This is a genomic window from Streptomyces sp. NPDC058678 (assembly GCF_042714835.1).
Taxonomy (GTDB): domain Bacteria; phylum Actinomycetota; class Actinomycetes; order Streptomycetales; family Streptomycetaceae; genus Streptomyces.
Genome location: NZ_JBHXSG010000036.1, coordinates 35,582 through 49,082, shown reverse-complemented (window position 1 = coordinate 49,082; position 13,501 = coordinate 35,582). Strand labels below are relative to the sequence as shown.

The window sequence follows — 13,501 nt, the reverse complement described above, 5'->3', positions numbered from 1 at the left end:
GCATGACGTAAGGGGACCGAACGACACAGACCGCCTCGCCGCCGTGGACGGCGGAGCGGTGAGTACCCGCCAGGCCGTAGGGTAACGAGCCATACGCACCGGGGTGACCGGAGCGTCACGGACACTAGAAGGAACAAGAAGGAAGGCGAACAGCCACGATGACGGTTCCCCTGCCGACTGCCTCGACGCGGTGGCGCTGCACCCTGTGCGGCAACCTCACACGCTTCGACGTGACCCGCTCGTCGAAGGTGGTCGAGTACGTCCACCTCGACCTGGCCGGTGAGCCGAAGGTCGAGGAGCGCGACGTGGTCAGTGAATCCATCGAGTCGGTGCGCTGCCGCTGGTGCAACGCCGTGGATCAGGTGGAACTCGTGGACAGGCCGGGCGCCGGCTCCTGAGGGAGCGGGCCCCGCACAGGCGATGGGGTGAGGATGGTGGAGACCGCAGGCGGGGGGCCGGGCGACGGCGCCGCTGAGGTGCTCGACCGTCCGCTGCCCGACGGCGTGCGCCGCAGGGTCGTACAGATCGTCTCGGACGGTTTCGGCGGGCTGACCGTGGGCGAACTGCCCCCGCAGCTACGACAGTACGCCCGGTTCGCGCCGAACCGGCGGGCCAAGTTCGCCGGCAACGCCATGGCGGCCGCCCTGGAGACCGATCCGCTCTTCCGGCAGCGCATCGGGGAGAAGTTCAGAGAGACGCAGCCGGAGCTGTCCGGCGCCCTCGACTCCGGCTCCCCGCCCCCGGCCGCGGACCCGCTCGACGTGGCGGCCGCGGCCTACGTTCTGCGGCCCACCGACTGGGTGAAGCTCGTGACCGCGGCCGGCGAGGAGGCCCAGCGGGCCGACGCCGAGCGCGCCGGCGAGGAGAGCCGGGCCGAACTGGAGCGGCTGCGCGAGGAGCTGGACCGGGCCCGTGAGCACACCCGGACCGAGACCGAGCGGCTGCGCACCGAGCTGGATTCGGCCAGGAAGGAAGCGGATTCTCTTCACCGCAAGCTGCGCGCCGCCCTCAGCGACGTCAAGCGCGGTGAGGCGGCCCTGCGCAAGTTGAACGCCGAGATGGAGACCGTACGCACGGAGGGGCACGCCCAGCTGTCCGCCACCGAGAGCGAGTCCCGGCGGCTCAAGGCACGGCTGAGCGAGGCGGAGGCGGCCCTGGAGGCCACCCGCAAGGCGGCCCGCGAGGGCCGCAGCGTCGAGGACATGCGGGTACGGCTGCTGCTCGACACCCTGCTCGACGCGACCCAGGGACTGCGGCGGGAGCTCGCGCTGCCGCCGGTTTCGGTACGGCCGGCCGAGACCGTGGATGCGGTCGAACCGGGGCGAATGACCCCGAAGGACATCGCGGCGCGGGCGTTGTCCGAGAACGACCCCGCGATCCTCGACCAGCTCCTCGCCCTGCCGCAGGCCCATCTGGTGGTCGACGGCTACAACGTCACCAAGACCGGCTATCCCCAAATGCCCCTGGAGAAGCAGCGGTTGAGGCTCCTCGGCCAGCTCTCGCAGCTCGCCGCGCAGACCGGCGCCGAGGTGACGTGTGTCTTCGACGGGGCCGAACTGGCCGCGCCGGTGCTGCTGGCGCCGCCGCGCGGGGTGCGGGTGCTGTTCTCCAAACCGGGCATCACGGCCGACGAGTTGATCCGCCAGCTGGTGCGCGCCGAGCCGCCGGGGCGTCCGCTCATCGTCGCCTCGACCGACCGCGAGGTCGCCGACGGGGTGGCCCGGGCGGGGGCGCGTCCGATCGCTTCGGCGATGCTTCTGAAGCGATTGTCCTGAAGGTCAACCTACGGGCTCAATGCCCGAATTGACGGGACCGTCACGCAACGTAGCGTCAAGCGAACATCACTGCATGTGAGTTGAGTGTAAAGAATGCAGGGTGTGACGAGATTTTTCTCGTGAGGATTTGAACTGATCACAGGAAGGTCACTAGGGTCTGGGCTCGAACCTCCGAGCGGGTGATCACTCAAAAGAAGGAGTTCACCTCCGTGGCGTCCCACCGTCGACCCAAGCAGCCGAGCCGTGCACGCGTGACCGTGCTGACCACCGCAGCCGCCGCTGCCGTCGCCCTCAGCTCGCAGGCGGCGAATGCCGCGCCGAGCGAGAAGCCCAGCAAGGACGAGGTCAAGGCCAAGGTCGACAAGCTCTACGAAGAGGCCGAGCAGGCCACCGAGAAGCTCAACGGGGCCACGGAGAAGCAGGAGAAGCTCCAGAAGGAGATCTCCACCATCCAGGACAACGTCGCCCGCGGCCAGGAAGAGCTCAACGGGCTGCGCGACTCCATAGGCCTGGCGGCCGCCGCCCAGTACCGCACGGGCTCGATCGACTCCTCGCTCCAGCTGTTCCTCTCCTCGAACCCGGACGACTACCTGGACAAGGCGTCGACCATGGACCAGCTGAGCGGTCAGCAGGTCGAGGCGCTGAAGAAGATCCAGGAGAAGCAGCGCGAGCTCGCCCAGGACCGCTCCGAGGCCTCGGAGAAGCTCAAGGACCTCGCGAGCACCCGCACCGAACTGGGCAAGAAGAAGAAGGAAGTCCAGAGCAAGCTCGCCGCGGCGCAGAAGCTCCTCAACACCCTGACGGCCGCCGAGAAGGCCGCCCTCGCCGCCGAGGACGCCCGCGCCAGCCGCGACGCCGGCGAGCGCGTGGACCTCGGTGACGCCCCCGCCGGCTCCGGCCGGGCGATGGCCGCCTTCCAGGCCGCGCAGAGCCAGATCGGCAAGCCGTACGTCTACGGCGCCACCGGCACCGCCTCCTACGACTGCTCGGGCCTGACCTCCTGGGCCTACGCCCAGGCCGGCGTCGGCATCCCGCGCACCTCACAGGCCCAGGCCAACGCCGGCACGCGCATCTACTCGCAGAGCCAGCTCAAGGTCGGCGACCTCGTCATCTTCTACGGCGACCTGCACCACGTCGGCCTCTACGCGGGCAACGGCCAGGTGCTGCACGCCCCGCGCACCGGCGCGGTCGTCCGCTACGAGTCGATCAACAACATGCCGTTCCAGTTCGGCGTCCGGATCTGAGCACCGGCTGACGGACCTGATCGCCTTCGCGACGGGTCCGGTCACCATCAAGATCGGGACACCGCACCGCCCGTTCGGGCGAATCACGGCAACGTGAACTGACCCCACGCCCCGCCCATGACCTGCGTCTGAGGCGGGGCGTCACTTTGTGTGCCCACGAAGGTCGTTGGTGGGGCACCCTCCCCGGGGCTACTGTCTGCCGCGTTTCCCTGTCCGCCAGCGGAAGGAGTGCGGCTTCCCGTGGGGTCCCATCGCCGCCATGCACCGTCCGGGTTCGACCGGGGCGCCGGCGCAGCGCTCTGTGTCATGTCAGCCGTCGCCGCGGCCATCGGCGTCCTGCCGGCCACGTCGGCCGTCGCCGCTCCGCACGACGACACTCGTGCGGAGGTGGACCGTCTTTACGAGGAGGCGGAGCAGGCGACCGAGGCCTACAACAAGGCCGACGAGCGCGCCGACGACCTCCGTGAGGAGGTCAGCACCGCGCAGGACGGGATCGCCCGGCAGCAGGAGCGCATCAACCGCATGCGGGAGGAGCTGGGTTCGCTCGCCGGCGCCCAGTACCGCTCCGGCGGCCTCGATCCGTCCCTCGCGCTGCTGTTCTCCGACGACCCGGACGACTACCTCGACAAGGCCTCCGTCCTCGACCGGATCACCACGCACCAGGCGGGCGAGCTCAAGGACCTCCAGGAGGCCATGCGCGTACTCGGCCAGGAGCGCTCCGAGGCGGCGAGCAAGCTCGTTGAACTGGAGAAGAGCCGCAAGGCCGTCGCCTCCCACAAGCGGACCATCGAGAAGAAGCTCGCCAAGGCGCGCGCACTCGTCAACGCCCTGCCGTCCGACGAACGCGACGCCTACGACCGGTCCTCCCGCTCCGGCCGCTCCGACCTGCCCGACCTCGGTGGCGTCGTCCCGCCGTCCACCCGCGCGGCCGCCGCGATCGCCGCGGCCCGCTCCGCGCTCGGCAAGCCGTACGTGTGGGGCGCCAACGGCCCCTCGGGCTTCGACTGTTCGGGTCTGATGCAGTGGTCGTACGCGCAGGCCGGTGTCTCTCTGCCGCGCACCTCGCAGGGCCAGCGCTACGCGGGCCGTCAGGTCCCGCTCTCCCAGGCACAGCCCGGCGACCTGGTCACCTACCGGTCGGATGCCAGCCACGTGGCGATGTACATGGGCAACGGCCAGGTGATCCACGCGCCCTATCCCGGCGCGCCCGTGCGCTACGACCCGGTGGGCATGATTCCGGGAGCGACCGTCACCAGGGTCTGACCACGCGCCCGCGCGTCACCGTACGATCGGGAACGTGGCTGGTCGAGGGCGGGCGTCGGGACGCGGAGTCGTGGCGCTTCTGCTGTTGCTCGTCGGCCTCGTGGGGTGCGGGGGGAAACCCGCCACCGACAGCGCGCGGGCCGACGTGCAGCGGGTCCTGGACCGGCGGGCGAGGGCGGTTCTGGACCGCGACAGGGCGGCGTTCGTGAGGACGGGCGCGCTGAGCTGGTTCACGAACCTCACCGCGGTCCCCCTCGCGGACTGGTCCTACCGCGTCACCGCCCTGCACCGCACCGGCGGTTCCGCCACCGCCGACGCCGAGCTGCGCTACCGCGTCCAGGGCTACGACCCGGCCCCCGTCACCGTCGGGCGCACCCTCACCCTGAGCCTGAACGCGGGCGGGCAGTGGTACGTGGACGCCGAGCAGCCCGCGAAGAAGTCCGCCCAGCAGCTGTGGGACCAGGGCGAGGTGCTGGCCGTACGGGGCGAGCGCAGCCTGGTCCTCGGGGTCGGGCAGTCCGGCGAGCAGCTGCACTCCTACGCGGATCTGGCGGACCGCGCGGTGCCGGCCGTGTCGGACGCCTGGGGCACCGGCTGGTCCCGGCACGTCGTCGTGCTCGTGCCGAGGTCGCTTCAGGGCATGGCGGGGCTGCTCGGCTCACCCGCCTCCTCCTACCGGGGAATCGCGGCGGTCACCACCGGCGAGACGGGCGCTCCGGCGCAGGCACCCGCGGACCGGATCATCGTGAACCCCGACGCGTACGGCGTCCTCGGCGCCGTCGGCAAGCAGGTCGTGCTCACCCACGAGACGACCCATGTCGCCACCCGCGCCGACACCACGCCCGCTACGCCCCTGTGGCTGTCCGAGGGGTACGCCGACTGGGTCGGCTACCGCGGCAGCGGGCGTACGCCGGTGCAGGCCGCCCCCGAGCTGTGGGACGCCGTGACCGAGGGCAGGCTGCCGGCCGTGCTGCCGACCGACCGGGACTTCGGCTTCAGCGGCGACGCGGCCGGGCTCGCGCGGGCCTACGAGGGCGGCTGGATGGCCTGCCGGATGATCGCCGACCGCTGGGGCGAGGCGCGGCTGAAGGAGTTCTACAAGGCCGTGGGCGGGCACGAGAAGCGGGCGGGGGCGGTCGAGGACGCGATGAAGGAAGTCCTCGACACGACACCGGACGAGTTCACCGGGCAGTGGCGGCAGTATCTGAGGGATCAACTGGGCTGATCGAGCCGTGCGACGGCCTCCTTGAGCCAGGCACGCTCGGCACGGCCGGTCGCCCGCGCCACCCGCAGCATGCCCTCCCGGAACAGGTCGCCGGTGTCCTCCGCCCGAACCGGCTCCCCGTCCGCGTAGAAGAAGCTCGCGGGCGTCTCAAGGAACTCCAGACGGCGCCGCAGCACCGCTGCCTGCTCCCGGCGGTCGGGCAGGTGCCGCAGGAACGCCAGGAGCGTGTTGAAGCGCACCTGGTCCGTGATCTCGGCCTGCTTGGGGTGCCGCAGCCGCTCCAGCAGATCCTCACGGCCGGTCTCGGTCAGGGACAGCATCCGGCGCGGGGCCGCGCTGGTGCCCGGCTCGATGTGCTGGTCGAGCCTGCCCGCGGTGACCAGGCGGGTGATCGCCGGGTAGAGGGCGCCGTCGCTGACCGGGCGGACATGACCGCTGAGGGCCTTGATGCGCTCCTTCAACTCGTAACCGTGCAGCGGTTGTTCGGCCAGGAATCCCAGGATCGACAGCTCCAGCACTGCTTCCTCCTTGCGGGTGTCGTACCGGCATGCTACCTCTTATCGAGCTACCTCGATTAGAGGTAGCTCGAATCGATGGAGGTCACGGTGAACGCCCACCGCAGGCAGCTCATAGCGCTCGCCCACCCCGTCTACTTCGCGCTCCTGGCCTCCGTCGCCGCCGGAATCATCAACACCGTCTGGGTCTCGCGGCTCGGCGGCCCGGCCGTCGCCGCCGTCGCCGTGGCGACCAACACCGAGAACGTGCTGCTCGGCGTCGCCCTGGTCTTCGGCTCCGGTACGACCGTGCTGGTCGCGCACGCCAGGGGCGCGCGGGATCCGGGCGCGGTGCGGGCGGCGGTGCGCGGCGGCTGGGCGCTGTGCGCGCTGGTCACGCCGGTGGTCGTGGCGGGCGGGCTGCTGGTGCGGGAGCCGCTCGCCCGGCTGGTGCTGGGCGAGGGCGCCGCCGTGTCGCTCGCGGTGTCCTACTTCGCGGTCTCGATGCCGGGCATCGCCGTCTTCTTCGCCCAGAACCTCGTCGACGGCATCCTCAAGGGCACCGGCGACACCCGGACCCCGATGCGGCTCGCCCTCTTGGTCAACGGGCTGATCCTGGTCGGCGACCCGTTCCTCATCCACCTCCACGGCGTCCAGGGCGCCGCCGCCTGCACCGTGCTGTGCCGGTGCGTGACCCTCGGGGTGGGCCTGCTCGTCCTGCGCCGGAACAAGCTGCTTGGGCAGTGTGCGGGGGTGCGGCCCGCGGAGGGCACGCGGGCCGCGCTGCGGCGGACGCTGCGGACCGGGCTGCCGATGTCCGCCGACTTCACCGTGCGGCAGGCCGGGGCGCTCGCGCTGGTCGCGATCGTGGCGCGGATCGGGGTGACGGCGGTCGCCGCCTACTCGATCGCGTACAAGGTCATGTACGTCGCCACCATGGCCTTCTACGCCGTCCGCCAGGCCGCCTCCATCCACACCGCGCACACCCGGGGCGCCGGGCAGGACGCGCGGCGCGAGATCGGTCGGCAGACGGTGCTCGTGTCCGGGGCGCTGGGACTCGCGGCGGCCCTCCTGCTGTTCGTCACGGCCCCCTGGATCATGACCGCCTTCGGCGCCGGGCCCGCGGTCGCCGACCACGGCACGCTGTTCCTGCGCTGCGTCGGGCCCTACCTGCTGCTCATGGCCTGCTTCATCGCGGTCGGCGGAGTCTTCGAGGGGAGCGGGCACGCACCGGCGCTGCTACGGGTGACCGTGCTCGGCACGGCGGTCCAGCTGCCGCTGGCGTACGGGCTGACGGGCCTCGGTCTGCCGGGGGTGTGCCTGGCGCTGGCGCTGGCCATGGCGGTGCAGTGCGGGGTGGTGCTGGTGCTGTTCCGGAGAGGCCCACGTCAGGAGGAGGCCGACGTCTCCTTGGTGCGGGCGGTCTGATCGGGCACCTCGGCGGGGGCGGGCTTCGGTACCGTCGCGCGCCACAGTCGGCGGGCGGCGACGACGGCGGCCAGCACCAGCAGGCCGTTGCGGACGGCCAGGAGGGTGATGCCGAGCGAGGTGCTCGTCACCACGTCCCCGAACCAGAGCGGGAACTCCAGGACCGTCACGAAGCACGCCACCAAGACCAGGCCGGCCGGCACGCCCATCCGGCTGGCGCGGAAGCACAGGCAGACGGCCGCGACGCCGACCAGCCACACCATGTACTGCGGGCTGATGACCCGGCTGGTCACGGTGAACATCAGCACCGCCACGAACGCCGCGTCGGCCGCGGTGTGCGCCTCGAACCGGGTCGCCACCAGCCGCCACAGCAGCAGCCAGCCGAAGGTCATGCCGGTCAGGGCCAGCGCGGCCGTGCTCACCACGTTCACCCACGGGCCGAGGAACTCGACCGAGCCGTAGTTGAGCAGCACCTGGCCGTCCCAGCCGTAGTGCCGGGCCACGTGGAAGACCAGGGCGCCCAGCGACTCCACCTCGGTGCCCCGGTCGCGCTGGAAGGTCAGGAAGGCGAAGGCGCCGGGCATCGTGAGGGCGAACAGCGCGGCCAATAGGGCGACGGCCGCCACCGCCGACGCCCAGGCGCCGCGCCCCCGGACGCCCAGGAGCAGCAGCGCCGGCCACACCTTCAGCATCGCCCCGAAGCCCGCGAGGGCGCCCATCAGCCGGGGGTGCCGGGCGCCCGCGAGCAGGGCGGCGACAGCGACCGCGGTGACCATCACGTCGTAGCGGGCGTAGACGGTGGGGCCGAGCAGCGGTACGCCGATCACCCACACCCAAGCGCCACGCAGCCGCCGGCCGGGGCGCAGCCCCGCGTACAGCAGAAGGGACAGGGCGGCCAGGTCGGCGAGGAAGGCGAGGACGAAGAAGGCCGACGCGTAGTCGAGGAAGGGCAGCAGGCCGGGGGAGAGGATCGCGAGGGCCGCGGCGGGCGGGTACTGCCAGGTGACGTCGTCCAGCGGGAACGTTCCGGTGCGCAGCACCTCGAACCAGCTCTGGTAGATGACGGAGACGTCACTGGTGACGTCCGGGCCCGGGAAGACGTACACCTTGAAGACGAAGAGCAGCAGCAAGAGCCTGGTCAGACCCCAGGTCGCCAGCAGCCACGTCAGAGACCGCCTCGTGCCCGTCGTCTCCACGTGATCCCCTGCTCGTTCGATTTACCGCCCTGAGGGGAACATGATGTCGTCCCCTCCTGTGAGCGTGCCACAAAGGTGGCCGCGGACGGCTGTGAGCAGCCGGTTCGGTAGGGTCTGCGGCGATGCACAAGACCCTGATCGTCACGAACGACTTCCCGCCGCGGCCGGGCGGCATCCAGGCGTTCCTGCACAACATGGCGCTCCGGCTCGACCCCGAGCGGCTCGTCGTCTACGCCTCCACCTGGAAGCGCGGGCGGGAGGGCGCGGAGGCGAGTGCAGCCTTCGACGCCGAGCAGCCCTTCACCGTCGTACGGGACTCCACGACGATGCTGGTGCCGACGCCCGCGGCGACCCGGCGGGCCGTCGGGCTGCTGCGCGAGCACGGGTGCACCTCGGTGTGGTTCGGGGCGGCGGCGCCGCTCGGGCTGATGGCACCGGCGCTCAGGAAGGCGGGCGCCGAGCGGCTGGTGGCCACGACCCACGGGCACGAGGCCGGGTGGGCCCAGCTGCCCGCCGCGCGGCAGCTCCTGCGCCGGATCGGGGAGTCCACGGACACCATCACCTACCTGGGCGAGTACACGCGCTCGCGGATCGCCGCCGCGCTGACGCCGGACGCGGCCGGGCGGATGGTGCAGCTGCCGCCCGGGGTCGACGAGAAGACCTTCCACCCCGCCTCTGGCGGTGCCGAGGTCCGGGCACGGCTCGGGCTGACCGAGCGGCCGGTGATCGTGTGCGTCTCGCGGCTCGTGCCGCGCAAGGGGCAGGACACGCTGATCCTCGCCATGCCCCGGATCCTGGCCGCCGAGCCGGACGCCGTGCTGCTGATCGTGGGCGGCGGGCCGTACGAGAAGGAGTTGCGCAGGCTCGCGCACGAGACCCGGGTCGCCGGCGCCGTCCGCTTCACCGGCGCGGTGCCCTGGGCGGAGCTGCCCGCGCACTACGGCGCCGGTGACGTGTTCGCGATGCCGTGCCGGACCCGGCGGGGCGGACTCGACGTCGAAGGGCTCGGGATCGTCTACCTGGAGGCCTCCGCGACCGGGCTGCCCGTCGTCGCCGGCGACTCCGGCGGCGCCCCGGACGCCGTCCTCGACGGAGAGACCGGCTGGGTCGTCCGCGGCGGCTCGGCCGAGGAGGCCGCCGAACGGATCCTCGTCCTCCTCCAGGACGCCGAGCTGCGCCGCCGGATGGGGGAGCGGGGGCGGGCGTGGGTCGAGGAGAAGTGGCGCTGGGACCTGCTTGCGGAGAAGTTGAGGACGTTGCTGTAGCGAGACTCCTAGGCGGAGGGAAATAATCCGCCGATGCTGCGAGCATGACAGCAAAACTGATGCAGCGTCAGCTGACGAGACGTCATATCTTGGGCATGGTGGCCCTGCAGACGGCCGCCGCGTCCGGTCTCACCCGCATCGGTCTCCAGACGGCCTCGGGCGCCGAACCCGCGGCCGTCGACAACGCCCCCGCCATCGTGGTCGGTTCGGGCTACGGCGGTGCCGTGGCCGCCCTCCGCCTCGGCCAGGCAGGCATCCGCACCCTCGTCCTCGAGATGGGCCGGGCCTGGAACACCCCCGGCGCCGACGGCAAGGTCTTCTGCTCCACCAGCGCCCCGGACGAACGGTCCATGTGGTTCCGCACCCGCACCGAGGCACCACTGGCCACCTTCCTGTGGCTGGACGTCGTCAACAGGGACATCGGCGCCTACCCGGGGGTCCTGGACCGGGTGCACTTCGACGCCATGTCCGTGTACGTCGGCCGGGGCGTCGGCGGCGGCTCCCTGGTCAACGGCGGGATGGCGGTCACGCCCCTGAAGGCGTACTTCGCCGAGCAGTTCCCCACCGTCGACCCCGACGAGATGTACGGCACCTACTTCCCGCGCGCCCGCTCCATGCTCGGCGTCAACGCCGTCGACCCCGACTGGTTCGAGTCGACGGAGTGGTACCGGTTCAGCCGGATCTCCCGCGCCCACGCCCAGAAGGCCGGCCTGAAGACCACCTTCGTGCCGAACGTCTACGACTTCGGGTACATGCAGCGCGAGGCGGCCGGCACGGCCACGAAGTCCGCGCTCGCCGGCGAGGTCATCTACGGCAACAACCACGGCAAGCGCAGCCTCGACAAGACGTACCTCGCCGCGGCACTCGGCACCGGCAACGTCACCATCCACACCATGGAGAAGGTCAGGACCGTCACCCGGGCGGCCGACGGCTCCTGGCTGCTCACCGCTGACCACGTCGACACCACCGGCAAGGTCGTCGAGACCAAGCAGTACGCCTGTACGTACCTCTTCCTCGGCGGCGGCAGTGTCGGTACCACCGAACTCCTCGTCCGCGCCCGGGAGACGGGCGCGCTGCCCGCCCTGGACGCGAGCGTCGGCGGCGGCTGGGGCACCAACGGCAACGTGATGCTCGGCCGCGCCAACCACCTGTGGGACACCGTCGGGGCGAATCAGTCGACCATGCCGGTCATGGGCATCGACGACTGGGCCAACACCGCGAACCCGGTCTTCGCGGAGATCGCCCCGCTGCCGACGGGACTCGAGCACTGGGTCAGCCTGTACCTGGCGATCACCAAGAACCCGTCGCGGGCGTCGTTCTCGTACGACAGCGGGACGGACGGGGTGAAGCTGGGCTGGACCGCCGCCCACAGCGCGGTCTCCGTCGCCATGGCCAGGAAGCTGTTCGACCGGATCAACTCGGCGAACTCGACGATCTACCGGTACGACCTGTTCGGCTCGTCCAACAAGGTCTTCGCCGACGACTTCACCTACCACCCGCTCGGTGGCTGCGTGTTGGGGAAGGCGACCGACGACTACGGCCGGGTGAAGGGATATCCGAGGCTGTACGTCACCGACGGCTCACTCGTGCCCGGGTCGATCGGAGTGAACCCGTTCGTGACGATCACCGCGCTCGCCGAACGGACGATGGCGCGGGTCCTCGCCGAGGACGCCGCGCCATGACGTTCCGTCAAAGGCCTTGCTACTTCTGGTAGATGGCCTCGATCTCGGACGCGTAGTCCTTCGCCACCACATTGCGCTTGAGCTTCAGGGACGGCGTGAGGTGGCCCGACTCCTCCGTGAACTGGGAGGACAGAATGCGGAACTTCCGCACCGATTCCGCCTTCGACACCGCGGCGTTGCCGTCGTCGACCGCCGACTGGATCGCGGCCAGCAGGTCGGGGTCCTCGCGCAGCGACGCCGCGGTGGAACCCGCCGGTTTGCCGTGCTCGGCGGCCCAGCGGCCCAGGAACTCGTCGTCGACGGTGACCAGCGCGCCCACGAACGGCCGTCCGTCGCCGACCACCATGCACTCCGCGACCAGCGCGTGCGCACGGATACGGTCCTCGATCACGGCCGGCGCGACGTTCTTGCCGCCCGCCGTGACGATGATCTCCTTCTTGCGGCCGGTGATGCGGAGGTAGCCGTCCTCGTCGAGGGTGCCGATGTCACCGGTGTGGAACCAGCCGTCGGCCAGCGCCTCGGCGGTCGCCGCCTCGTTGTTCCAGTAGCCCTTGAACAGGTGCTCGCCGTGCAGCAGCACCTCGCCGTCGTCCGCGATCCTGACGACCGAGCCGGGCAGCGGCTGGCCGACCGTGCCGATCTTCTGGCGGTCCCAGGGGTTGAACGCGGTGGCGGCACAGGACTCGGTCAGGCCGTAGCCCTCCAGGACCGTGAAGCCGATGCCGCGGAAGAAGTGCCCCAGGCGCTCGCCCAGCGGGGCGCCGCCGGAGATCGCGAACTCGCCCTTGCCGCCGAGCACCGCGCGCAGCTTGCTGTAGACGAGCTTGTCGAAGGTCCGGTGTTTGATCTTCAGACCGAGGGACGGGCCCGACGGGGTGTCCAGCGCCTTGCTGTACGCGATCGCGGTGTCCGCGGCCTTGTCGAAGATCTTGCCCTTGCCGTCCGCCTGCGCCTTGGCCCGGGCGGAGTTGTAGACCTTCTCGAAGACGCGCGGGACACCGAGGATCAGGGTCGGCCGGAAGGACGCCAGCTCGTCGGTGAGGTTCTTGATGTCCGGCACGAGGCCCAGCTTGATCGGCGCCATCATCGGCGCGACCTGCACGAGCCGTCCGAAGACGTGCGCCAGCGGCAGGAACAGCAGGACGCTGCACTCACCGGTGCGGAAGAGGGGGCGCAGGCGCTCCACGATGTTCCCGCACTCGGCGAAGAAGCTGCGGTGCGTGAGCACACAGCCCTTGGGCCGGCCGGTGGTGCCGGACGTGTAGACGATGGTCGCCGGGTCGTCCGCCTTGGCCTGCGAACTGCGCTCCTCGACCGTCTCGTCGGTGACGTCCTGGCCCAGGCGCCCCAGCTCCTCCAGGGCACCGGCCTCGAGCTGCCAGACGTGCTTGAGGGCGGGCAGGCCGTCGCGCACCGACTCGACCGCGGCCGTGTGGTTGTCGAGCTCGACGATGCAGGCGGTGGCGCCCGAGTCGCTGAGGATCCACTGGACCTGCTCGGCCGAGCTGGTCTCGTACACCGGCACGGTGACCGCGCCCGCGCACCAGATCGCGAAGTCGAGGAGGGTCCACTCGTACCGGGTGCGGGACATCAGGCCGACACGGTCGCCGGGCTGGATGCCGGAGGCGATGAGCCCCTTGGCGGCGGCGTGCACCTCGGTGAGGAAGGCGGTGGCCGTCACGTCCTGCCAGACACCGCCGACCTTGCGGGCGATCACGGCGACATCCGGATGCTGCGAGGCGTTTCTCCGGACGATGTCGGTGAGATTGCCGTCCGCAGGGACCTCGTACAAAGCCGGAAGGCTGAACTCGCGCAAGACTGCTGCTCCTCATAGGGCGCCGGCGCCACGACGTTGTGTGATGCGACGATGCGGTCCAAGGCTCGGGCAGGTGCTCAGAGGGCCGTTCCGGGCCTTGGGGCTCGGTGGTT

11 protein-coding genes are annotated in these 13,501 nt (G+C 71.1%); 8 read left to right on the top strand and 3 right to left on the bottom strand.

All coding sequences use genetic code 11. The annotated features are described in order from the left end of the window. Positions 1-158: 158 nt before the first annotated feature. From ACFWWR_RS28950 to ACFWWR_RS28930, 5 genes are all read left to right on the top strand, one after another. Positions 159-398 (top strand): hypothetical protein, encoded by a 240-nt coding sequence (locus ACFWWR_RS28950; protein ID WP_053754037.1) that lies wholly within the window; start codon positions 159-161, stop codon positions 396-398. Between the two features lie 33 nt (positions 399-431). Beyond that, positions 432-1,775 (top strand): NYN domain-containing protein, encoded by a 1,344-nt coding sequence (locus ACFWWR_RS28945; RefSeq protein ID WP_383867297.1) that lies wholly within the window; start codon positions 432-434, stop codon positions 1,773-1,775. Between the two features lie 209 nt (positions 1,776-1,984). Then, on the top strand, positions 1,985-3,019 hold the full coding sequence (locus tag ACFWWR_RS28940) for an NlpC/P60 family protein (RefSeq protein ID WP_383867378.1): 1,035 nt from the start codon (positions 1,985-1,987) through the stop codon (positions 3,017-3,019). A 240-nt stretch (positions 3,020-3,259) separates the two neighbouring features. Next, entirely contained in the window at positions 3,260-4,282 is a 1,023-nt protein-coding gene (locus tag ACFWWR_RS28935) for an NlpC/P60 family protein (protein WP_383867299.1), read from the top strand. A 34-nt stretch (positions 4,283-4,316) separates the two neighbouring features. Continuing rightward, positions 4,317-5,507: a hypothetical protein gene (locus tag ACFWWR_RS28930; protein ID WP_383867301.1), complete on the top strand. Its 1,191-nt coding sequence runs from the start codon at positions 4,317-4,319 to the stop codon at positions 5,505-5,507. Here the strand turns inward: ACFWWR_RS28930 and ACFWWR_RS28925 are convergent. Further along, on the bottom strand, positions 5,495-6,025 hold the full coding sequence (locus ACFWWR_RS28925; RefSeq protein WP_383867303.1) for a PadR family transcriptional regulator: 531 nt from the start codon (positions 6,023-6,025) through the stop codon (positions 5,495-5,497). The genes ACFWWR_RS28930 and ACFWWR_RS28925 overlap by 13 nt on opposite strands. Positions 6,026-6,112: 87 nt before the next feature. Between ACFWWR_RS28925 and ACFWWR_RS28920 the strand changes: the two genes are divergently transcribed. Further along, positions 6,113-7,429: an MATE family efflux transporter gene (locus tag ACFWWR_RS28920; protein WP_384306186.1), complete on the top strand. Its 1,317-nt coding sequence runs from the start codon at positions 6,113-6,115 to the stop codon at positions 7,427-7,429. Here ACFWWR_RS28920 and ACFWWR_RS28915 read toward each other — a convergent pair. Beyond that, positions 7,390-8,625, bottom strand: coding sequence for a glycosyltransferase 87 family protein (locus ACFWWR_RS28915; RefSeq protein ID WP_383867305.1), 1,236 nt, complete (start codon positions 8,623-8,625; stop codon positions 7,390-7,392). The two genes, ACFWWR_RS28920 and ACFWWR_RS28915, sit on opposite strands and share 40 nt — an antisense overlap. 122 nt (positions 8,626-8,747) lie before the next feature. On the opposite strand from ACFWWR_RS28915, the gene ACFWWR_RS28910 reads away from it, so the two are divergent. Next, positions 8,748-9,890, top strand: coding sequence for a glycosyltransferase family 4 protein (locus ACFWWR_RS28910; RefSeq protein ID WP_384306138.1), 1,143 nt, complete (start codon positions 8,748-8,750; stop codon positions 9,888-9,890). A gap of 95 nt (positions 9,891-9,985) precedes the next feature. Further along, positions 9,986-11,572 (top strand): GMC oxidoreductase, encoded by a 1,587-nt coding sequence (locus tag ACFWWR_RS28905; RefSeq protein WP_383867382.1) that lies wholly within the window; start codon positions 9,986-9,988, stop codon positions 11,570-11,572. A 19-nt stretch (positions 11,573-11,591) separates the two neighbouring features. Here ACFWWR_RS28905 and ACFWWR_RS28900 read toward each other — a convergent pair whose 3' ends face one another. After that, positions 11,592-13,388, bottom strand: a complete 1,797-nt coding sequence (locus ACFWWR_RS28900) for an AMP-dependent synthetase/ligase (RefSeq protein WP_383867309.1) — start codon at positions 13,386-13,388, stop codon at positions 11,592-11,594. Between the last annotated feature and the right edge of the window lie 113 nt (positions 13,389-13,501).